20 protein-coding genes and 1 tRNA gene are annotated in these 21,775 nt (G+C 58.2%); 10 read left to right on the top strand and 11 right to left on the bottom strand.

Features of this window, described 5'->3' with window-relative positions:
* Positions 1-52 precede the first annotated feature (52 nt).
* The 6 genes from ftsK (at position 53) to cysG (ending at position 7,553) form a co-directional block, all read left to right on the top strand.
* Positions 53-2,464, top strand: coding sequence for a DNA translocase FtsK (gene ftsK, locus ABIE20_RS11385; RefSeq protein ID WP_429505187.1), 2,412 nt, complete (start codon positions 53-55; stop codon positions 2,462-2,464).
* Positions 2,465-2,527: 63 nt separating this feature from the next.
* Positions 2,528-3,151, top strand: coding sequence for an outer membrane lipoprotein chaperone LolA (gene lolA / locus ABIE20_RS11380; RefSeq protein WP_429505186.1), 624 nt, complete (start codon positions 2,528-2,530; stop codon positions 3,149-3,151).
* Positions 3,152-3,169: 18 nt separating this feature from the next.
* Positions 3,170-4,495, top strand: coding sequence for a replication-associated recombination protein A (locus tag ABIE20_RS11375; protein WP_429505185.1), 1,326 nt, complete (start codon positions 3,170-3,172; stop codon positions 4,493-4,495).
* Positions 4,492-4,866: a fluoride efflux transporter CrcB gene (crcB, locus tag ABIE20_RS11370; protein WP_429505184.1), complete on the top strand. Its 375-nt coding sequence runs from the start codon at positions 4,492-4,494 to the stop codon at positions 4,864-4,866. The genes ABIE20_RS11375 and crcB overlap by 4 nt, the downstream gene beginning before the upstream one ends.
* 17 nt (positions 4,867-4,883) lie before the next feature.
* Positions 4,884-6,164, top strand: coding sequence for a serine--tRNA ligase (gene serS, locus ABIE20_RS11365; RefSeq protein ID WP_429505183.1), 1,281 nt, complete (start codon positions 4,884-4,886; stop codon positions 6,162-6,164).
* Positions 6,165-7,553 carry a siroheme synthase CysG gene (gene cysG / locus ABIE20_RS11360; RefSeq protein ID WP_429505182.1) on the top strand — a complete coding sequence of 463 codons (1,389 nt, stop codon included), beginning with the start codon at positions 6,165-6,167 and terminating at the stop codon, positions 7,551-7,553.
* A gap of 36 nt (positions 7,554-7,589) precedes the next feature.
* On the opposite strand, the gene ABIE20_RS11355 is transcribed toward cysG, so the two are convergent.
* The 8 genes from ABIE20_RS11355 to ABIE20_RS11320 all read right to left on the bottom strand — a co-directional run bounded on the left by ABIE20_RS11355 (position 7,590) and on the right by ABIE20_RS11320 (position 13,359).
* Positions 7,590-8,558: a glutathione S-transferase family protein gene (locus tag ABIE20_RS11355; RefSeq protein WP_429505181.1), complete on the bottom strand. Its 969-nt coding sequence runs from the start codon at positions 8,556-8,558 to the stop codon at positions 7,590-7,592.
* A 101-nt stretch (positions 8,559-8,659) separates the two neighbouring features.
* Positions 8,660-9,652 carry a glycosyl transferase family protein gene (locus tag ABIE20_RS11350; RefSeq protein ID WP_429505180.1) on the bottom strand — a complete coding sequence of 331 codons (993 nt, stop codon included), beginning with the start codon at positions 9,650-9,652 and terminating at the stop codon, positions 8,660-8,662.
* Positions 9,649-9,984: a TusE/DsrC/DsvC family sulfur relay protein gene (locus ABIE20_RS11345; RefSeq protein ID WP_429505179.1), complete on the bottom strand. Its 336-nt coding sequence runs from the start codon at positions 9,982-9,984 to the stop codon at positions 9,649-9,651. Before ABIE20_RS11345 ends, ABIE20_RS11350 begins: the two co-directional genes overlap by 4 nt.
* Positions 9,981-10,280 carry a sulfurtransferase complex subunit TusB gene (gene tusB, locus ABIE20_RS11340; RefSeq protein ID WP_429505178.1) on the bottom strand — a complete coding sequence of 100 codons (300 nt, stop codon included), beginning with the start codon at positions 10,278-10,280 and terminating at the stop codon, positions 9,981-9,983. The genes ABIE20_RS11345 and tusB overlap by 4 nt, the downstream gene beginning before the upstream one ends.
* Entirely contained in the window at positions 10,280-10,639 is a 360-nt protein-coding gene (gene tusC / locus ABIE20_RS11335) for a sulfurtransferase complex subunit TusC (RefSeq protein WP_258610253.1), read from the bottom strand. Before tusC ends, tusB begins: the two co-directional genes overlap by 1 nt.
* 1 nt (position 10,640) lies before the next feature.
* The gene (tusD, locus tag ABIE20_RS11330) at positions 10,641-11,033 is read right to left on the bottom strand and encodes a sulfurtransferase complex subunit TusD (RefSeq protein ID WP_429505177.1); all 393 of its coding nucleotides are present in this window, start codon (positions 11,031-11,033) and stop codon (positions 10,641-10,643) included.
* A gap of 93 nt (positions 11,034-11,126) precedes the next feature.
* Positions 11,127-12,506 carry a nucleobase:cation symporter-2 family protein gene (locus ABIE20_RS11325; protein ID WP_045201415.1) on the bottom strand — a complete coding sequence of 460 codons (1,380 nt, stop codon included), beginning with the start codon at positions 12,504-12,506 and terminating at the stop codon, positions 11,127-11,129.
* Between the two features lie 181 nt (positions 12,507-12,687).
* Positions 12,688-13,359: a Bax inhibitor-1/YccA family protein gene (locus tag ABIE20_RS11320; protein ID WP_038996015.1), complete on the bottom strand. Its 672-nt coding sequence runs from the start codon at positions 13,357-13,359 to the stop codon at positions 12,688-12,690.
* A gap of 242 nt (positions 13,360-13,601) precedes the next feature.
* Here ABIE20_RS11320 and ABIE20_RS11315 point away from each other — a divergent pair.
* From ABIE20_RS11315 to ABIE20_RS11300, 4 genes are all read left to right on the top strand, one after another.
* Positions 13,602-13,692 (top strand) — tRNA-Ser (locus ABIE20_RS11315).
* An 803-nt stretch (positions 13,693-14,495) separates the two neighbouring features.
* Positions 14,496-15,601, top strand: a protein-coding gene (locus tag ABIE20_RS11310; RefSeq protein ID WP_429505176.1) for an IS3 family transposase whose coding sequence is annotated in 2 segments (ribosomal slippage) — positions 14,496-14,694 and positions 14,694-15,601 — 1,107 coding nt in all. Because the reading frame shifts where the segments join, the coding sequence is not laid out codon by codon here.
* A 409-nt stretch (positions 15,602-16,010) separates the two neighbouring features.
* On the top strand, positions 16,011-16,400 hold the full coding sequence (locus ABIE20_RS11305; RefSeq protein WP_429505175.1) for a pentapeptide repeat-containing protein: 390 nt from the start codon (positions 16,011-16,013) through the stop codon (positions 16,398-16,400).
* A 196-nt stretch (positions 16,401-16,596) separates the two neighbouring features.
* Positions 16,597-17,946, top strand: a complete 1,350-nt coding sequence (locus ABIE20_RS11300) for a potassium channel family protein (protein WP_429505174.1) — start codon at positions 16,597-16,599, stop codon at positions 17,944-17,946.
* Positions 17,947-18,055: 109 nt separating this feature from the next.
* Here the strand turns inward: ABIE20_RS11300 and ABIE20_RS11295 are convergent, their stop codons facing one another.
* Genes ABIE20_RS11295 through ABIE20_RS11285 form a run of 3 tightly spaced genes read right to left on the bottom strand, consistent with a single transcriptional unit; the run spans position 18,056 to position 21,711 of the window.
* Positions 18,056-20,035, bottom strand: coding sequence for a DUF3732 domain-containing protein (locus ABIE20_RS11295; RefSeq protein WP_429505173.1), 1,980 nt, complete (start codon positions 20,033-20,035; stop codon positions 18,056-18,058).
* Positions 20,019-20,525: a three component ABC system middle component gene (locus ABIE20_RS11290; RefSeq protein ID WP_429505172.1), complete on the bottom strand. Its 507-nt coding sequence runs from the start codon at positions 20,523-20,525 to the stop codon at positions 20,019-20,021. Before ABIE20_RS11290 ends, ABIE20_RS11295 begins: the two co-directional genes overlap by 17 nt.
* The gene (locus tag ABIE20_RS11285; protein WP_429505171.1) at positions 20,518-21,711 is read right to left on the bottom strand and encodes an ABC-three component system protein; all 1,194 of its coding nucleotides are present in this window, start codon (positions 21,709-21,711) and stop codon (positions 20,518-20,520) included. Before ABIE20_RS11285 ends, ABIE20_RS11290 begins: the two co-directional genes overlap by 8 nt.
* Positions 21,712-21,775 lie beyond the last annotated feature (64 nt).

Below are 21,775 nucleotides of genomic sequence, written 5' to 3'. Positions count from 1 at the left end.
CAGTTGGGTCAATCACTGTTGGACGCGCAATGAGCGCAGGAATAGACGCGTTTTGAAGAAATCCACCGCAACACCCAGTCCCTTGCCCGTGCCGCTCTGGCGCCAGCAGCTGCACTATCGGCTCAAGGAAGGTGCGCTGATCGCCGTGGGCGCGCTGTGCCTGTACCTGTGGATGGCCTTGCTGACCTACGACCAGGCCGACCCGGGCTTCAGCCACACCAGCAACGTCGAGCAGGTGCAGAACGCCGCCGGCCGTGCCGGTGCCTACTTCGCCGACATCCTGTTCATGGTCCTGGGCTATTTCGCCTACATCTTCCCCTTGCTGCTGGCGATCAAGACCTGGCAGATCTTCCGCGAACGCCACCAGCCGTGGCAGTGGAGCGGTTGGCTGTTCTCCTGGCGCCTGATTGGCCTGGTGTTCCTGGTGCTTTCGGGCGCGGCGCTGGCGCATATCCATTTTCATTCCGCTGCCAGCCTGCCGGCATCGGCCGGTGGCGCGCTGGGCGAAAGCCTCGGCGACCTGGCCAAGAACGCCCTGAACGTGCAGGGCAGCACGCTGATGTTCATCGCCCTGTTCCTGTTCGGCCTGACCGTGTTCACCGACCTGTCGTGGTTCAAGGTCATGGACGTCACCGGCAAGATCACCCTCGACCTGTTCGAGCTGTTCCAGGGCGCCGCCAACCGCTGGTGGGAAGCGCGCAACGAGCGCAAGCGCCTGGTGGCGCAGCTGCGTGAGGTCGACGACCAGGTCCATGATGTGGTCGCCCCGGTAGCCCCTGATCGCCGTGAGCAGGCCAAGGCCAAGGAACGCATCATCGAGCGCGACCAGGCCTTGAGCAAACACGTTGCCGAGCGCGTGCAGCAGCCAGCGCCGGTGATCATGCCAGCCCCGGCCAAGGCGCCGGAGCCGAGCAAGCGCGTGCAGAAAGAAAAACAGGCGCCGCTGTTTGTCGACAGTGCCATCGAAGGCACCTTGCCGCCGATCTCGATCCTCGATCCTGCCGAGAAGAAGCAGGTCAATTACTCGCCAGAGTCTCTGGCCGGGGTTGGCCACCTGCTGGAAATCAAACTCAAGGAATTCGGTGTCGAAGTCTCGGTAGACTCGATCCACCCAGGCCCGGTGATTACCCGTTACGAAATCCAGCCGGCCGCTGGCGTCAAGGTCAGTCGCATCGCCAACCTGGCCAAGGACCTGGCCCGTTCCCTGGCTGTGACCAGCGTGCGCGTGGTTGAAGTGATCCCCGGCAAGACCACCGTCGGTATCGAGATTCCCAACGAAGACCGGCAGATCGTGCGCTTCTCCGAAGTGCTGTCGTCGCCGCAATACGACGAGGCCAAGTCGCCGGTCACCATGGCCCTGGGCCACGACATCGGCGGCAAGCCGGTGATCACCGACCTTGCGAAGATGCCCCACCTGCTGGTGGCCGGTACCACCGGTTCCGGTAAGTCGGTGGGCGTCAACGCCATGATCCTGTCGATCCTGTTCAAGTCGGGCCCGGAAGACGCCAAGCTGATCATGATCGACCCGAAAATGCTTGAGCTGTCGATCTACGAAGGCATTCCGCACCTGCTGTGCCCGGTGGTTACCGACATGAAGGATGCCGCCAACGCCCTGCGCTGGAGCGTCGCCGAGATGGAGCGGCGCTACAAGCTGATGGCGGCCATGGGCGTGCGCAACCTGGCCGGCTTCAACCGCAAGGTCAAGGACGCCGAAGAGGCGGGCGAGCCGATCTACGACCCGATGTTCAAGCGCGAAAGCATGGACGACGTGCCGCCGCTGCTGAAAACCCTGCCGACCATCGTTGTGGTGGTCGACGAGTTTGCCGACATGATGATGATCGTCGGCAAGAAGGTCGAAGAGCTGATCGCGCGTATCGCCCAGAAGGCCCGTGCCGCCGGTATCCACCTGATTCTCGCCACCCAGCGGCCGTCGGTGGATGTGATTACCGGCCTGATCAAGGCCAACATCCCGACGCGGATGGCTTTCCAGGTATCGAGCAAGATCGACTCGCGGACCATCATCGACCAGGGCGGCGCCGAGCAGTTGCTGGGTCACGGTGACATGCTTTACATGCCGCCGGGCACCAGCCTGCCGATTCGCGTGCATGGCGCCTTTGTTTCCGATGATGAAGTCCATCGCGTGGTCGAAGCCTGGAAACTGCGCGGCGCCCCGGACTACAACGACGACATCCTCAGCGGTGTCGAAGAGGCCGGCAGCGGCTTTGACGGCGGTGGCGGCGGCGGTGACGGCGACGATGCCGAAACCGACGCGCTGTACGATGAAGCCGTGCAGTTCGTGCTGGAAAGCCGCCGTGCCTCCATCTCTGCCGTACAGCGCAAGCTGAAGATCGGCTACAACCGCGCTGCGCGGATGATCGAGGCGATGGAAATGGCCGGTGTGGTCACCGCCATGAACACCAACGGTTCGCGCGAAGTGATTGCCCCCGGGCCGTCCCGCGACTGATGATCCAACCTGCTGGCGGCCAGTGACGGCCGCCAGCCCCTTCATACTGCAACGAGGATTTCCATGCGCCTGATTCGCATGCTGTTGGTTTCCGCTATGGCCCTGTCCAGCGCTTCGGCAATTGCCGCCGAAGCCGATGCGGCACGCCTGACGCAGTTGCTGGACAAGTCCAAAACCATTAGCGCCAACTTCTCCCAGCTGACCCTCGATGGCACCGGTACCCAGCTGCAGGAAACCACCGGGCAGATGGCCGTGCAGCGCCCGGGTCTGTTCTATTGGCACACCGATGCACCGGCCGAGCAGGTGGTGGTGTCGGACGGCAAGAACGTCACGTTGTGGGACCCTGACCTGGAACAGGCTACCATCAAGAAACTTGACCAGCGTTTGACCGAAACCCCGGCACTGCTGCTGTCCGGTGACGTCTCGAAGATCAGCCAGAGCTTCGACATCACCTCCAAGGAGCAGGGCGAGGTCATGGATTTCGTGCTCAAGCCGAAAACCAAGGACACCCTGTTCGACTCGCTGCGCCTGTCGTTCCGTCGTGGCCTGGTCAATGACATGCAACTGATCGACAGCGTCGGCCAGCGCACCAACATCCTGTTCACCGGGGTGAAGGCCAACGAGAATATTCCGGCGAGCAAGTTCAAGTTCGACATCCCCAAGGGTGCGGATGTCATCTCCGAGTAAGAGGTAGTAGCGCCGTCCATGGACCTGTTTCGTAGCGACCCCGTAGCCCAGCCCCTGGCCGCGCGCCTGCGCCCGGCCAACCTGGACGAGTACGTCGGCCAGGAGCACCTGCTGGCCCGCGGCAAGCCGCTGCGCGAGGCACTGGAAGCGGGCGCGCTGCACTCGATGATCTTCTGGGGGCCGCCCGGGGTCGGCAAGACCACCCTGGCGCGGCTGCTGGCGCAGTTTTGCGATGCCCATTTCGAGACCGTTTCGGCGGTGCTCGCCGGGGTCAAGGAAATCCGCCACGCGGTGGACATCGCCAAGCAGCAGGCGGGGCAGTACGGGCGCCGGACGATTCTGTTCGTCGACGAAGTGCACCGTTTCAACAAGTCCCAGCAGGACGCCTTCTTGCCGTATGTGGAAGACGGCACGCTGATCTTCATCGGCGCCACCACCGAGAACCCCTCGTTCGAGCTCAACAATGCGCTGCTGTCGCGGGCGCGGGTGTATGTGCTCAAAAGCCTCGACGAAGCCGCGCTGCGCAAGCTGGTCAACCGCGCCCTGACTGAAGAGCGTGGCCTGGGCAAGCGCCAGTTGCGCGTCGGCGACGAAGCCTTCCAGATGCTCATGGCCGCTGCCGATGGCGATGGTCGGCGCATGCTCAACTTCCTTGAAAACGCTTCGGACCTGGCCGAAGACGGCGGTGAAATCGGCGTCGAGCTGCTGCAGAGCCTGCTCGGCGACAGTCGCCGGCGTTTCGACAAGGGTGGCGAAGCCTTCTACGACCAGATCTCGGCGCTGCACAAATCGGTGCGCGGCTCCAACCCCGACGGCGCCCTGTACTGGTTCGCGCGCATGCTCGATGGCGGCTGCGACCCGCTGTATATCGCCCGCCGCGTGGTGCGCATGGCCAGCGAAGATATCGGCAACGCCGACCCTCGCGCCCTGAGCCTGTGCCTGGCGGCCTGGGACGTTCAGGAGCGCCTGGGCAGCCCAGAAGGCGAGCTGGCGGTGGCCCAGGCCATTACCTACCTGGCCTGCGCGCCGAAGAGCAACGCGGTGTACATGGGCTTCAAGACCGCCCTGCGCGAAGCCGGCGAGCACGGTTCGCTGGAGGTGCCGCTGCACCTGCGCAACGCCCCGACCAAGCTGATGAAGCAACTGGGCTATGGCGACGAATACCGCTACGCCCACGACGAGCCGGATGCCTACGCCGCCGGCGAAGACTATTTCCCCGACAACCTCGCGCCGCGCCACTACTACCAACCGGTGCCGCGAGGCCTGGAACTGAAGATCGGCGAGAAGCTCAAGCACCTGGCCGAACTTGACCGCAACAGCCCGCGGCAGCGGAGAAAACCATGATTGCGCTGGTCGCCGCAGTCAGCGCCGGCGGCATCGCCGGCACCTTGCTGCGCTTTGCCACGGCCAATTGGGTCAACGCGCACTGGCCACGCCACTTCTATCTCGGTACGCTGGCGGTCAATCTGATTGGCTGCCTGCTGATCGGCTTGCTCTACGGGCTGTTTTTGCATCGCCCGCTGGTGCCGGTCGAGCTGCGCGCGGGCCTGATCGTCGGGTTTCTCGGCGGTCTGACAACCTTTTCATCCTTTTCACTGGATACCGTGCGCCTGCTCGAAAGCGGGCAGGCGCCGCTGGCCTTCGGGTATGCCGGAGCCAGCGTATTGGGCGGGCTGCTCGCAACCTGGGCTGGCCTGTCTTTGACCAAATTCTGAACCAACGAGAGAACGATATGCTCGATTCCAAACTGTTACGCGGCCAACTTCAGGAAGTGGCGGACCGCCTGGCCTCCCGTGGCTTCAGCCTGGATGTCGCGCGCATCGAGGCACTGGAAGAACGCCGCAAGGTGGTGCAGACCCGTACCGAACAACTGCAGGCCGAGCGTAACGCCCGTTCCAAATCCATCGGCCAGGCCAAGGCCAAGGGCGAAGACATCGCCCCGCTGATGGCTGACGTCGAGCGCATGGCTGGCGAGCTTGCCAGCGGCAAGGTCGAGCTGGACGGCATCCAGGCTGAACTGGACGCGATCCTGCTGGGCATTCCCAACCTGCCGGACGACAGCGTGCCGGTCGGCGCCGATGAAGACCACAACGTCGAAGTGCGTCGTTGGGGCACCCTGCGCGCGTTCGACTTCGAAATCAAGGACCACGTGGCGCTCGGCGAGCTGACCGGCGGCCTGGACTTTGAAACCGCGGCCAAGCTGTCGGGCGCCCGTTTCGCCCTGCTGCGTGGCCCGATCGCGCGCCTGCACCGCGCCCTGGCGCAGTTCATGATCAACCTGCACACCAGCGAGCACGGCTACGAAGAAGCCTACACCCCGTACCTGGTCCAGGCCCCGGCGCTGCAAGGCACCGGCCAGCTGCCCAAGTTCGAGGAAGACCTGTTCAAGATCAGCCGCGACGGCGAAGCTGACTTCTACCTGATCCCGACTGCCGAAGTGTCGCTGACCAACATCGTGGCCGGCGAGATCCTCGACGCCAAGCAACTGCCGATCAAATTCGTCGCCCACACCCCGTGCTTCCGTAGCGAAGCCGGCGCCTCGGGTCGCGACACCCGCGGCATGATTCGCCAGCACCAGTTCGACAAGGTCGAGATGGTACAGATCGTCGAGCCGGGCAAATCCATGGAAGCCCTCGAAGGCCTGACCGCCAACGCCGAACGCGTCCTGCAGGCCCTGGAGCTGCCATATCGCGTTCTGGCGCTGTGCACCGGCGACATGGGCTTCAGCGCGGTGAAAACCTACGATCTGGAAGTCTGGGTGCCGAGCCAGGACAAGTACCGCGAAATCTCCTCGTGCTCCAACTGTGGCGACTTCCAGGCCCGCCGTATGCAGGCGCGCTGGCGCAACCCGGAAACCGGCAAGCCGGAGCTGGTGCACACCCTCAACGGTTCGGGCCTGGCAGTTGGCCGTACCCTGGTGGCGGTGCTCGAGAACTACCAGCAGGCTGACGGTTCGATCCGCGTGCCAGAAGTGCTCAAGCCGTACATGGGTGGCCTGGAGGTCATCGGTTAAATGGAATTTCTGCCGCTGTTCCACAAACTGCGCGGCAGCCGTGTGCTGATCGTCGGCGGAGGCGAGATTGCCTTGCGCAAATCGCGTCTGCTGGCCGACGCCGGGGCTGTGCTGCGGGTCGTGGCGCCCGAGATCGAAGCGCAACTGGCCGAGCTTGCCCGGCACAGCGGTGGTGAAATCCTCAGCCGTGGTTACCAGCCTGGCGACCTCGACGGTTGCCAGCTGATTATTGCCGCCACCGACGACCAGGCGCTCAACGCCCAGGTCTCGGCCGATGCCCAGCAGCGCTGCGTACCGGTCAACGTGGTCGATGCGCCGGCGCTGTGTTCGGTGATCTTCCCGGCCATTGTCGACCGCTCGCCATTGGTGGTTGCGGTCTCCAGCGGCGGCGATGCGCCGGTGCTGGCGCGGCTGATCCGGGCCAAGCTGGAAACCTGGATTCCCGCCGCCTATGGCGAACTGGCCGGCCTCGGCGCGCGCTTTCGGCACAAGGTCAAGGCGCTGTACCCGGACGTCAATCAGCGTCGCGGTTTCTGGGAAGATGTGTTCCAGGGCCCGATCGCCGAGCGGCAACTGGCCGGGCAGGGCGCTGAAGCCGAACGCCTGCTGCAAGCCAAGATCGACGGTGCCACCTACCAGGCGCCGGGCGAGGTGTATTTGGTCGGCGCTGGCCCCGGTGACCCGGACCTGCTGACCTTCCGCGCCTTGCGCCTGATGCAGCAAGCCGACGTGGTGCTCTACGATCGCTTGGTCGCTCCGGCGATCATCGAACTGTGCCGCCGTGATGCCGAGCGCATCTACGTCGGCAAACGCCGCGCCGACCACGCCGTGCCGCAAGCGCAGATCAACCAGCAATTGGTCGAGCTGGCGCGTCAGGGCAAGCGGGTGCTGCGTCTGAAGGGCGGCGATCCGTTCATCTTCGGCCGTGGCGGCGAAGAGATCGAAGAGCTGGCGGCCCAGGGCATTCCGTTTCAGGTAGTGCCCGGGATTACTGCGGCCAGTGGCTGCTCGGCCTATGCCGGCATCCCGCTGACCCACCGCGACTATGCGCAGTCGGTGCGTTTCGTCACCGGTCACCTCAAGGACGGTACCAGCGACCTGCCCTGGAATGACCTGGTAGCACCGGCGCAGACCCTGGTGTTCTACATGGGCCTGGTGGGCCTGCCGACCATCTGTGCCGAGCTGATTCGCCACGGTCGGGCGGCCGATACCCCGGCGGCCCTGGTGCAGCAGGGCACCACGCCGAACCAGCGGGTGTTTACCGGCACCTTGGCCGACTTGCCCAAACTTGTGGCCGAGCATGAAGTGCATGCGCCGACCCTGGTGATCGTCGGCGAAGTCGTACAGCTTCGCGAGAAGCTGGCCTGGTTCGAAGGCGCCCAGCCGTAACCGCATCGCGGGGCAAGCCCCGCGATGAATCCACCCCTATTCCCCAGCCTTGCGCCAAATCCCTCGCCCCACCAGCCGCTCCCGGTCATGCCCCAGCTCAAAATCCTGCAACGGCCCCTTGGGCACAATGCCGTTCGGATTGATGGTCTTGTGGCTCATGTAGTAGTGCTTCTGGATATGCTCGAAGTTCACCGTCTCGGCGATCCCCGGCCACTGGTACAGCTCCCGTAGCCAGTTCGACAGGTTCGGGTAATCGGCAATGCGCCGCAGGTTGCACTTGAAGTGTCCGTGGTACACCGCGTCAAAGCGAATCAGTGTGGTAAACAGCCGCCAGTCGGCCTCGGTCAGGTATTCCCCGGCCAGATAGCGCTGTGTGCCGAGCAGCCGCTCCAGATGATCCAGTTCGGCAAACACCTCATCAAACGCCTGCTCATAGGCGGCCTGCGACGTGGCAAAGCCTGCCCGGTACACGCCGTTGTTGACCGCCGGATAGATTCGCTCGTTGAGCGCATCGATCTGCTTGCGCAAGGGCTCGGGATACAGGTCCAGGCGATTGCCGGTCAGCCCGTCGAACGCCGAGTTGAAGATGCGAATGATCTCTGCCGACTCGTTGTTGACGATGCGCTGCTCGTGTTTATCCCACAGTACTGGCACTGTGACCCGGCCGCTGTTGTGCGGGTCGTCGCGGGTGTAGCGCTGGTGCAGGAAGTCCAGGTGCTCAAGCTTGTCGCCGGTCGAGCCCTTGCTCTGGTCGAAGGTCCAGCCATGCTCGCCCATTAGCCAGCTGACCACCGACACATCGATCAGGCTCTCGAGGCCCTTGAGCTTGCGAAAGATCAGGGTGCGGTGGGCCCAGGGACAGGCCAGCGACACATACAGGTGATAACGACCGGCCTCGGCGGCGGGCAGGGCGTTGCGCCGCTGCGCGCTTTCGCGCTGGAAGGCGCCGTCTTTGCTGCTTTCATACCACTGGTCGTGCCAGCGTCCGTCGATCAACAGGCCCATGCTGAGCTCCTTGGCGATTCGTTCTGATATAGAGCCCAGTGTACGGAGCTGGGTTCGAACGAATAGCGCAAAGTCCGGGCCTGTTTGATCGGCTCAGTCGATCAGTTGCGCTGATCCCAATAGCGTTGCGCCTGGGCGAAGGCTTCTTCGCGGCCTTGACCGAGGCCACGCAAGGCCAGGGCCATGGTCGCCACTACCGCCAGTTCGCCATAGCTGTGCTGCTCATCACCGCGCCACACGGCCAGTAACTGCTCAGGCTCCAGGCTCGCCGGTTTGACATGACGCTGGGCGGCCAGGGCCGGCCATTCTTCATCCCAATCAACGCCGTCGGCGGTGCCATACAGGTGGCTGCTGGTGTCCGGGTTGATCTCGATCTCGCCGCCATCACCCTTGACCACAATCGCCGTGTCGCCCAGCAGGCGGCTGGCCTCGCGGTGCACGGCCTGGTAGCCCGGGTGGAAGATGCTCTGCAGGCCGCAGCGGGCACTGAGCGGGTTGAGCACGCGGGCCAGGGAGTGAATCGGCGAGCGCAGGCCCAGGGTGTTGCGCAGGTCGATCATTCGTTGCAGGCGTGGTGCCCAGTCTTGCAGCGGGATGAACGCCAGCTTGTGGCTGTCCAGCGCTTCAGACACTGCATTCCAGTCCCGGCACAGCGGAATCTGCAGTAAATCCAGCAATTGCTCGGTGTATAGCCGCCCGGCCGTGTGTGCACCGCCGCCGTGCAGGAGGATGCGCACGCCATTGGCCGCCAGGCACTTGGCGGCCAGCAGGTACCAGGGCAGGTGGCGTTTTTTGCCGGCGTAGCTTGGCCAGTCGAGATCAACCTCAATCGGCGGTGCCTGCAGGCGCTGGCGCAGTGCTTCGGTAAAGCCGGCCAGCTCCTCGGGGCTCTCTTCCTTGTGGCGCAGCAGCATCAGAAAGGCGCCGAGCTGGGTTTCCTCGACTTTGCCATCGAGCAGCATGCCCATGGCCTCGCGGGCTTCCTCGCGGCTCAGGCCGCGGGCGCCGCGCTTGCCCTTGCCGAGGATGCGCACGAACTGGGCAAACGGGTGTTCGGCCGGGGTTTCGATGATCAGCGGGCTATGGTCGGTCATATGCAATTGGTCGGCTTCGGCAGGCCCGCAAGTTTCGCGGCGAGTTTGGCGGGGGTGCCCTTGAACAGGCGATTCAGGTGCAGGCTGTTGCCTTTGTCCGCGCCCAGCTTGAGCGCGCTGTACTTGATCAGCGGGCGGGTGGCCGGCGACAGCTGGAACTCCTGGTAGAAGTCGCGCAACAGGTTCAGCACTTCCCAGTGTTCTGCGGTCAGCTCCAGGTCTTCATGGGCGGCGAGGGCGCTGGCGACCTCCGCGGACCAGTCACCCAGCTCAAGCAGGTAGCCGTCTTTATCCAGGGCGATGCTGCGCTCGCCGACAGTCAGGGTATTCATAGCCAGCTGTTGACCTTGTCATAGTGCAGCGACAGTTCGACGAAGGCCGGGTAGTCGATGGCCTTGCCCAGCTCGCTGAGGGCGATGGCGCGGGCTTGCAGGTCTTCGTCCAGGGCGAACAGGCGCCCGTCCAGCTGGCTCGCCTGCAGGCTGCGCAGCGGCGCGCTGCCGGGCTGCAGGGCATACACTGCATCGCCACACAGCAACAAGCCGTCGGCGCTGCCGAGCAGGCGCAGGCAGCTGCTCAGGCGGTTATCGCCAAATGGCGAGTGGGAAATCACGTGCAAGGTGCTCATCAGAGGGTCACCACCTGGTCGAAACGGTCGATCAACGCCGCCAGCGCGGCGTCATCCAGCACCTGCACCGGCAGGCTCAGGGTGTCGGCGGCAAGGCCGCGCTCTTGCAGGCAGCTAGCGGCGGCGAACAGCTCCTCGACGCCAAACATCGGCAGCGCCTGCAGGTTGGCTGCGAGGTTCTTCTGCTGCAGCTGGGCCGGCTGCTGGCCGGGGGCGAGCTGGAACACGCCGTCATCGAGAAACAGCATACCCAGCGGCAAATCGAAGGCACCGCCGGCCAGGGCGATATCCAGCGCCTCACGGGCGGACGGCCCGGCCCAGGGGGCCTGGCGGCTGATAATCAGCAAGGACTTGGCCATTTCAATCGCCTCCAAAGCACATCAGCCGATCGGCGCCTTGCGCCGCTTCATGCAACTGGCCAAGCCCCGACAGCTCCCACGGCGCCGGCAGGTTGACCGCCGGGCGCTGGTAGCGCTGGGCCTCCTCGGCGTTGAGCACGCCACGGCGCAGGGCGGCGGCGATGCACACCACGGCATCGAGCTGCTGGGCGCTGACGAACGCGCGCCACTCAGCGGCCAGGTCCAGCTCATCCTGGGGAGTTACCACATTGCCCGAGGCACTGTGCACACCGTCCTGATAGAAAAACAGCCGGACAATCTCATGCCCGCCGGCAACCGCCGCCTGGGCAAAACGCAGGGCGCGGCGCGAGGAGGGCGCATGGGCCGGAGAAAAAACCGCAATGGCGAACTTCATGGAAGGCTCTTTCAGCAAATCTGCGGGAATGATAAAGCAAAAAGCCCGCTCCTGTTGGAGCGGGCTTGACCCGCGATGGGGGCAACCTCAATCTCAGGCCTTGTCTTTATGTTCCGGCAAGAACCAGTTCAGCACCAGGGCACAAATCCCCCCGGTGGCCACCCCCGACTCCAGCACATTACGCAGCGCCGACGGCATGTGCGCGAGGAACTCCGGCACCTGTGCCACGCCCAGGCCCAGCGCCAGCGACACGGCAATGATCAGCAGCGCGCGACGATCCAGGCTGATGCTGGCAAGGATATTGATCCCCGAAGCCGCCACCGCGCCGAACATCACCATCGCCGCACCCCCGAGCACCGGCTCAGGCACCGCCTGGATCACCCCGGCCACGCTCGGGAACAGGCCAAGAATCACCAGCATCGCCGCAATCCACACGCCAATATGACGGCTGGCAATGCCGGTCAGCTGAATCACGCCGTTATTCTGGGCGAAGATCGAGCTCGGGAAGGTATTGAACACCCCGGCCAGCAGCGAGTTGGCGCCGTTGACCAGCACCCCGCCCTTGATCCGCTGCATCCACAGCGGGCCTTCCACCGGCTGGCGCGAGACCTTGCTGGTCGCGGTCACATCACCAATGGCTTCCAGCGACGTCACCAGGTAAATCACCAGCATCGGAATGAACAGCGCCCAGGAGAAGCCCAGACCAAAGTGCAGCGGCACCGGCACCTGGAACAGCGCGGCTTCGTGCATACCGGTGAAGTTCAAGCGGCCCAGGTAGCCGGCCAGGGCATAGCCCACGGCCAGGGCGATGACGATGGCGCAGCTGCGCATCCACACCACCGGAATACGGTTGAGAATGACGATGATCGCCAGCACCACGCCCGACAGCAGCAGGTTCTCGCCGTTGGCGAAGGTACCGTTGCTCATCGCCGCAAAGCCGCCGCCCATGCTGATCAGGCCGACCTTGATCAGGGTCAGGCCGATCATCAGCACCACGATCCCGGTCACCAGCGGGGTGATCAGGCGTTTGACGAACGGCAGGATGCGCGAAATGCCCATTTCCACGAACGAACCGGCAATCACCACACCAAAAATCGCCGCCATCACGCCTTCGACCGGCGTGCCTTGCTTGACCATCAACGCGCCACCGGCGATCAACGGCCCGACAAAGTTGAAACTGGTGCCCTGCACAATCAACAGCCCGGCGCCGAACGGCCCGAAGCGGCGGCACTGTACAAAGGTAGCGATCCCGGAGATCACCAGCGACATCGACACAATCAGGTTGGTATCACGGGCCGAAACCCCCAGCGCCTGGCAGATCAGCAGGCCAGGGGTGACGATCGGCACAATGATCGCCAGCAGATGCTGCAACGCCGCCAGCATCGCAATCAGCGGCCGCGGCCGGTCTTCAAGGCCGAGGACCAGTTCATTGGCCTGCGCGGGTGCGCCGGGTCCTTGCTCGATTGAACTCATGGGAGTGCTGCCCCGGAATAAAAAAGGAGCGCATTCTACGGGGCCGCACCCGTTTACGGTAGTGCTCTATCCCTGTGGGTGCTGGCTTTTGCCAGCGATGCAAGGCAAAGCCATGCCAAATCCCACCCACAAAAAAGCCCGCCGAAGCGGGCTTTCTCTCAACACATCACACCACATTCAATCAGTCATCACGACCCATCAGGCCGAACAGCTGCAGCAGGCTGACGAACAGGTTGTAGATCGATACATACAGGCTGATGGTCGCCATGATGTAGTTACGCTCGCCACCGTGGATGATCGCGCTGGTCTGGAACAGGATGCACACCGACGAGAACAGCACGAAACCGGCGCTGATCGCCAGTTGCAGGCCGCTGATCTGGAAGAAGAAGCTGGCAACCACAGCACCCAGCAGGACGAAGAAGCCTGCAGTGATGAAACCGCTGAGGAAGCTCATGTCCTTGCGGGAGATCAGCACATAGGCCGACAGACCACCGAACACCAGCGCGGTCATGGCAAATGCCGAGCTGACCACCTCGGCGCCACCGGCCATGCCCAGGTAACGGTTGAGGATAGGGCCGAGCAAAAAGCCCATGAAACCGGTGAGGGCGAAGGTAGACACCAGGCCCCAGACCGAATCACGCAGCTTGTTGGTGAGGAAGAACAGGCCATAGAAGCCGATCAGCACCACGAAAATGTTCGGGTAGCCGACGCGCATCTGCTGCGCCACGTAGGCCATGATGCCACTGAAGGCGAGGGTGATAGCCAGCAACCCGTATGTGTTACGCAGGACGCGGCTGACCTCCTGCTGCTCGACCTGCTGGCCGTGATTGACGGCGTAATCCTGTTCGCGCATGGCGACACTCCTGTGGGTTTGAAACGTTCAGATGCAAAGATCATAACAGAGCCGCGCACAGCAGCCACATAGAGAGTTTGACAGCTTGTTTCATTTCGGTATTATGGCGCCCGCAATACGAGGAAGCGTGGCCGAGTGATTTAAGGCAACGGTCTTGAAAAACGTCGATGGGCAACTATCCTAGAGTTCTTATCTAAGGCAGCCAGTCGTAGCACCTTACGTAGCATCCTCCAGCAGCATCCGGGAAATTGGCAGAGTGGTTGAATGCACCGGTCTTGAAAACCGGCGTACGTTAATAGCGTACCCAGGGTTCGAATCCCTGGTTTCCCGCCAAACATCTGTGAAATCAAGGGCATCCGCTTAGGCTATGCCCTTTTTTTCGTCTGCGTCACCGACGATTGTTCATGGGAGCCTGGCCGTGATTATCGTTTTATAAGGCGCAGCGATTTTGTTGCCCTTTATAGTGCCAGTGCTTCTCAACAGGAAAAGGTCGTTGCGGTTTTTAGAGAGGAGCATTTGGCCAGCCTCGCTGTGAGCCGGTGAGCATTCACCAGCCCAAGCCCACCATCCGCTCTTGCCAGAAGAATTGATTGAAGGTGTGTTTGCACATGCTCAGTAGTGATGGTGAGTCCGGCGGTGTCGAACTTCCAAGGTTGCTGATCTGCCCCTGATAAGTAGGTTGAGAGAAGCTATTGCACGACGACGTATGCCGATCTCAATCAAGTGCTATGTAAAGTGATGCAGAATAGTGAACCTGCCGTATGGAGGATCAGATCGGTCTGGACAGCTGGCACGTGGCATTTTCCACTTATGCTTCCTCACTGGTTGTGGGTGAGTGCTTTACCGCTCCCTTTCAACCTGAGTAACCCTAGTCTTTTCTTCTTACTTAGGCGCCAGCACCTGAGTCTGTCATCTGTATTTTTTCTCCTTTGGAATATCCTTGGCCATCGCTTTGTGGGTGGAAAGATTTAGTCGGAGCATGATTTCACATGCCATATTTACTCCCTGACGCTGGTGTAGTGGTCTAATGAAACCGGACACCCTTTTAGGCGAGAATGCTCGCCATAGAGAGGTGTCAGATGACCAAATAACGCCGTACCTTTTCCGCTGAATTCAAACGCGAGGCTGCCGACCTCGTGCTCAAGCAAAACTACAGCTTCATCGAAGCCAGTCGTTCACTGAGTGTTGGTGAGTCGGCGCTGCGCCGCTGGGTCGACCAGCTTCAGCAAGAGCGCACCGGCGTCACGCCCCAGAGCAAGGCCCTGACACCAGAGCAGCAAAAAATCCAGGAGTTGGAAGCTCGGATTGCTCGCCTCGAGCGCGAGAAATCAATATTAAAAAAGGCTACCGCGCTCTTGATGTCGGAAGATCTCGAGCGTACGCGCTGATCAATCAGCTAAGCGTCCATGAGCCTGTTGACTGCTTGTGCGAGGCGTTTGAGGTCGCTCGTTCGGGGTACTACGCGCATCGTCTAAGGCGGCGAACACCAGATGTTGAGCGGCTCAGGCTGCGTAGCCGAGTGAGCGAGTTGTTCACCCAGGGCCGAAGTGCTCCCGGCAGTCGAAGCATCACGTTGAGGATGCAAGAAGAAGGTGAGCAAATTGGACGGTTTAAGGTACGCAGGCTGATGCGTGAGCTGGAGTTGGTCAGCAAGCAGCCAGGATCACACGCCTATAAAAAGGCGACAGTAGAGCGGCCGGATATCCCAAATATATTGAACCGAGAATTTGATGTCGAAGCGCCCAACCAAGTCTGGTGCGGCGACATCACCTACATCTGGGCACAGGGGAAATGGCACTACCTTGCGGTTGTCATGGATCTTTACGCTCGCCGAGTGGTGGGCTGGGCGTTATCAGAAAAGCCGGATGCAGACTTGGTGATCAAAGCGTTGGACGTGGCTTACGAGCAGCGTGGCAAGCCGCAAGGTCTGCTATTTCACTCAGACCAGGGATCGCAATATGGCAGCCACAACTTTCGCCAGCGGCTGTGGCGTTATCGCATGCGTCAGAGTATGAGCCGCCGAGGAAACTGCTGGGATAATGCGCCGATGGAGCGGGTTTTTCGCAGCTTGAAAACAGAGTGGATACCAACCACTGGCTACATGACCGGCCACCAGGCTCAGAGAGACATTAGCCAGTACCTGATGCATCACTACAACTGGATCCGACCTCATCAATTTAACGATGGATTGGCCCCAGCGAAAACGGAAGAAAAACTCAAAACCGTGTCCGGGATGAGTTGACCACTACAACCGTGCTCCTCAGTGATTTTCGGAGCGGCTGCCCTTCGGCCTTGGAAAGAGCGATACGCGCTCAAATAATCAGCTTAGCTCCCGCTAACCGCGCCCTTTGCCTGCGTTTGATCGCGAGAGAATACGGCCAGACTTACAAGGAAATTGTCGCGAGAGATCGGATGATTTCCCGGTATCCTGCTCACTGTTTTTCTGAAGGTTTCTGGCGGCAACCCTATGAAGGCGTGTTCCGTAGAGCGCGGTTTCTGCTGCAGTTCGAGGCCCTGGTTGAGTGCCTCCGCGACCGAGTCCCGCTTTCAGCTGCTGCCCACAGCGTGGTGTGGACTTCAGCGGGTTCCATTTCAGCTCATTGCTGTTCGACAGGATAAATCGCGTCCTCACACGGAAGAAGGTGCCTGATATGAGCTATCTGCAGGCTCCTGGAAGCCTTATTCACTACGACTGGTTCCAGGACGTGAAGAAGGCTAGTCATGCCAATTTCAGAAACGCCAAGTTCTACACAGTCACTGGCGACCCGGCGGTTCAGCCGTGTGCTTACGGATGGGAAACTGACTTTGACTACGCGGATTTGAGGGGAGTGGATCTTCGCGGTGCCTATCTGCGAGGTGCTACTTTCGTGGGGGCCAAGATGGACGGGGCTGATCTGCGTAACGCCAACATCAACGAATGCATATTCACTGGAGCGAGCGGGGCGTTCGTGAGCGGGGAAATTCTTTACCACAATTGGGACGTTGGCCTCAAGGGCGTCGTCCAGTGGCTGCCTGATGACGAAGAGTACCCAGACGTTTAGTATTTGATCGCGCTCGGGGGCAAATCCGAGCGCTTTCCTGTTCAAATGGATGAATACATGTGCTGTGGTCGCCAAGCCTTTCAGCTCCACCTTGGCCACTCATCGCACTAATCACGTCAATATATTGGTATTGTGAGTTTAAACCTCTGCAGTTGGTTGTAGAAGATGATGCTGGATCGACTAATACGGTGTAGTGATGAAGATGGAAGCAGGTTTTGATAAAAGAAAACTGTGGGCGTTACCTGCAGAGAGGTTCAATGATTGGCGGCGTAAGAATGACTACCCAATAATTTACGAGCGTATTTCTAAGTTTCTACCATTTTTTCAAGAATGGCAGAAAGATGCCGGGGTTACGCAGGAGCTCATGTTCGAGTTTGGAATTGGACGTTTTTTGGGATCTGAAGATCGATTGTCAGTATTTCACTATCATGGTGGTAATAGGCGTGCGTTTCTGACTGATGATTCAACAATCTTACACTTGCGAGACCCTCGTAATACCTACAAAGAAGACATCTATTTACCTTATTTCAAGTGGCTGCGCATGGAAAAAGGAGAAGAGAGGTTTGAGAAGGTGTCACGCGAGTTTAGGCTCAAACATTATCGTGGTGGAAAGCCTGTTTTTAATGGTGATTTTTTTCTACTTGATTTGAGCGTTCCTGAACTAAAGGGTGTGAGTGTTTCGGATAAATTATTGGATTTTGTGTGTTTGGATGAAACGCATTTCGATTCCATTCACAATAATACAAGAATCTACATATGGTACTCGACCGCAAAAAAATTGAAAGTAACTGGTGATTTATGGCATTTGAGTTTCTACGAGACCCAGATTAGTGATTTTGATGTTAATAATACACTCGTTTTAAATAATGGTGTTTTTGGAGGGTGGGAAATTGATTGTGAGTTTCTACGCTTAACTATCGCCAGAGGGGTGTTTCGAGACTCAAGAATTCGCTGTTCTAAATTGGATTACAATTTTGAGTTGTCGGAGGTTTCCGACGTTGGCTTTAGCTATGTTTGTTTGTCAGGTCGTTCTCGATGGGATGAGGTCAGGTTTAACAGGAAAGCCAAGCTCTTGTTTTCTGCTCAGGGGGATCATTTTAATGCCGGTCAGTATTTCTACAGGGAGAAGGTTTCGCAACTCAAGGCCCATGCATCTCCTTGGAGCGATTTAAAATTGAAGCATGGTCGCCCGAGATGGTCTGAGGCGTTAAGTTACGTGCTAAAAAGCTATTTTTCACTTGTTTATGAATTTTTTGCTTTTGTGACTTGGGGTTTTGGTGAAAGGCCGGGGCGCAGTCTATTGGCATCAATTGCTGTGATTTTGGTGTGTGCGATTACTTTCTATTGTGGGGCTGATTCTGTTACATCCGGGAAATTTGCAGACTCTCTTTATTTTAGTATGGTTACCTTTGTGACTTTAGGTTATGGCGATATTTCTCAAAAGGTAGCGATTTATAAGATTTTTAGTGCTGCTGAGGCGTTTCTTGGAATGGTCTTGATGGGGCTGTTCTTGGCTGGTTATGCGTCAAAGTCGAAGCAGTATTGAGTGCGCCTTGCGTTGCTTGGTGGTCTATATCGAAGCATCTCGGTCTGGCCGGCAGCTATAGAAGGGTATGCCCTGGAAGGTAGAACCTACCAGGGCAGGCGAGGTGAGATCAGATCCAGGTGGCTGGAATGAGTCCGTCGCCTTTCACGCTCCAAGATGCAGCAGAGCGGGTATTATCGACGCCTCCCCAAATATCTTTGCCCGCATGCTCCAGCACAATGATCTGGAGGTTGGACTTGGTACGTCTGATCGCTTCGCTCAGAACTTCGAAGATTCGGCGTGTTGCGATGAGATCCTCGGTTCTTGTTTTCCGCAAGGTGGTGATGTCTTCATCCAGGGCGTTGCTGCCAAGCTCGCTGCTTGGGAAGTAGACCTGGCTGGGTTGGTCGATAACCAAGAAGCTGAGCGGAGGCAGTTCAAGATTCTCCTCTCGAAGGAGGAACTCATGGATGCCCAGGAAGGCAGCTATATGGTAGCCCATCCAGTTAGCGCCGCTTCCTACTTCCCATAGGTAGTCGTGCTGCTCATAGTCTTTGTCAAAGCGGATCGTCAGGTCTTTACGGTCTAGCTTGAGCACGCAGTTTGCAGGTGCTTCAAGGTTGCCGAACTCATCCGCATAGTCGCCGATCAGCTCGCTGAGGGCTCCGTCCACGATTCGTTCTTTGGCTTGGCGGCTGCTCTTGTTCATGGCTTTGTCGTAGCCATCAATTTCACCTTCCAGCACACCGATGCGTTCGGTAATAGACTTATCGGCGGAGGTCTGTCCGATCTTTTTCAGAACCTCTGCGATACCGCCAGCCAGGTAGTAAATGTCACCAATGGCATTTCGCAATTTGTCGTCTTCGGCCAGGATCGAATTTTTTTCGCTACGTAAGTCATGGAGGTGTTTCTGGGCCTTAGACAGCTGGCGTTTCAGTCCAGCAATCTTGTTATCGATTACTGGGTTTTGCTCGAGAATTTCGGCGATCTGAGTAACCTTGTTAACCTTCGATTCGAGGTTGGTGATCACTGGTGTCAGCAATTGTCCATCCGAGCCGCATGCTACGCATTGACCATTAGACTGGAGGCTGTTCTTTAGCCATCCCAGACCAATTACATGCTTCTTGTCGTCTCTGATTGTTTCAACGAACTGTTTGCTATTGTCAGCAAGACTGTTGAAGCCAGCGATCTCGGCGGCAAGTTCGTCGACCAAGCGCTGCTGTTCGTTCTCTTTAGCCACGGCCATCTCGAAACGCTCGTTGGTATGGAGGCGCTTGGGTTCAATCAGCATGGCTTCAAGGCGACGCTCGTGACAGGCAGTGACCACCGTTTTAAGCGCTGCAACTTGCCGCTCCAGCGTTTCTGGGGTTGTGGTGAGGAGTCCATACTCGATGCATTTGTCTAAGGATCGACCTACCTCAAACCGCCAGTTGTTCTTGCTCTTTTCAATGACGGAAAGTTCTTTTTTAAGTCCATCAATTTCTTTTTGAGCTGCTTCTTTTCGTCGCTCATTGATAACGTACTCGGCGTCGACGATGCCTAGTGCATAAGGCATGGCCCTGGTCAGTTTTTCTTTATGCTGCCAAGTGTCTGCTTTGAAAAATAGAGTGTTGGGGTTTGCAACAATGTGTTGAGGGAGGAAGTTGAAAGCCGCCATGTCCCTGAAGGATGTGCGTGCATCCAGTTTACTTGGGACTTCCTCGTCTGAGTGCGGGAGGTCGCTGACGCGGGTTAAGGCGTTAAACTTAGCTTTGACAATAGCGCGGGTGGTTTTGACCGGCAGAATTTCAGGGATAACACCAGTGAACGGTTCGAAGTAATAGTCATTGGATGGTGAGCTATCTTTAGGGCCGCGACGTGCTAGCAGCCAGGTCTCGCCACGTAGTGAAATTTTTAAACCGAACCATTGAACCGAGTCACGAATTTTGCCTATTGGGATTTGGCATTTGCTCGATCCCATCGCGTAATCAATGATATGTAGAATCGAAGACTTACCAGTACGGCTCAGGCCATGGATGATGTTGACCTTGCCTTCTTCGAATTCAATGATCTGCAGCTCATTGTTTATGTTTTTTGGCCACAGAATTACCGAGTCAATGTGAAACTTCATGAGGGATTCCAAAGAGCAATTTGAGTAAGGTTGGTGTGTCGATATCTGAATACCAGTTCGCCAACCTGTTCACCGCTGTCACCATTTCGGAGGGTAGGGCCGATTTGGTTCCGTGCGGCCAACGCTCAAGAATGAATTTAATGATAGGAGCTTCGTTGGTGGCATGAGTGACCTCAATTATCCCTGAGGACACGGCTAAATTGAGACCCTGGAAAGTAACCGCAGTGTGTGAAGAAACACGCTTTTCCAAATCCACCTTGAGCTCAGGTGCTTCCCGTAATACGGTATTGAACCTTGTCCTGGCATTTCGCTTTTCAAGCGCCTTGCGACAGCTATCATTCCAAACAAACGGTAAAACCATCTGGAGTTTCAGAAGATCCAAGGGGAACTCAGAATCTTCAAGCTCATACTTTTGCGCAAATAGCGAAAGCAGAAAGCAGGCCAGGGTGCTGTTATGGATAATTCCCCTGTCGATGTACATTTCAGGCATCTGGAACCCCTAGTTTCATCCAATGAATCGGGTGTTTGGTGCCGTCGTCATTGACTTGGTGGTGATGAGTGCCATGGTAGAAATAGGGGTGCTTGGCCTTCAATCTACCCATTGAAACTTCGCAGTCATCGGGTGGGAGGATCCTGAGGTAGACTTTCTTATGATCTTTTGCGGAGAAGTCCTCTAATGGAAGGCTCTCTTCGTTGGAGTAGTGCTCGCGAACTCCATCCCATTCCTTAAAGAATTTCTCTTCAAGGGAGTCGAAGTCCTCATTGAGGACCTTGCCCAGTTTTAGGAGGCGTGATCGCTCGGAGTAGGTTGCCCAATAATGGCCGATCTCCTTCTCAATGGTTCGATCCATTATTCCTATCTCTCGCAGTTGCGCCATGAAAGGCAGCAAGAGATGCTCGTTTTCATGCATGAGCTTTTTGTAGTCCGTATTCTCCTGGCTTCGGGCAGACCAGTCATCAGCGGAGTACAGCTCGAATAGCAACTGCTTTCTGGTAAAGTAAGCGTCGGACGTCGTCCAGAACGGCTCTTTCTTTCTCCACACATCCAAGCAGTCATTGAAGAGACGTCCGGTCAAATTGTCCAGTATCAGATCTTGGTGCTTTTCAAGGTGAGACGGCAATTGCAATGCTGTGTAGATGGCTTCTTTTAGTTCGTCTGGCTGCATTTCGTGAACTAATTCAAAGTTAGCGATGACGTATCTCAGTGACTCGTCATCATAGCTAATCACTTCTGTGCCGATTACTTTTACTTCTTTTGTGAGTTTTTTGGCTTGGGCCTTCAAGGCCTCGAGGGCTTCATCAATCTCCTTGTCTGTTTTTGCATTCGACAGTTTTGTAGCGAGAGCAGTTTTTGTGACGGATCCATTGGTTATCAGCAGGAATTTTATTTCTGCATGTTCACTCTTTAAAGCGTCAAGCTTATTTAGCCAGTTCTTTAAAGAGTTCCATAGGTTCCTGCTGCTGTCTTGGACAGGGTTCTTATCGGTGCGGGTATGCTTGTCCTGTTCTAGGATGCAGAGAGTTTTATCTTTCTTCGGAATGATCTCTGCGACGTCATCCGTTGTCTCAATACCAAATAGTGCCTTTCGATGTGTACTATGAAAAATGCGGTATAGAGCTCTCTCGAACTGGAATCCATATCCGGCAATGCTTGCGCTAGCCTCTGTATTGTCCATTTTTCCTTCTCTTGGATAGTTCCACAAAGCGCTGCCTAGCACCGGCAAGCGCCCTGCTGAAATT

This window comes from Pseudomonas sp. 2835, assembly GCF_050435905.1.
Classification (GTDB): domain Bacteria; phylum Pseudomonadota; class Gammaproteobacteria; order Pseudomonadales; family Pseudomonadaceae; genus Aquipseudomonas.
Note: the sequence above shows the minus strand (reverse complement) of the source record. Positions and strands in the feature narration are given on the sequence as shown.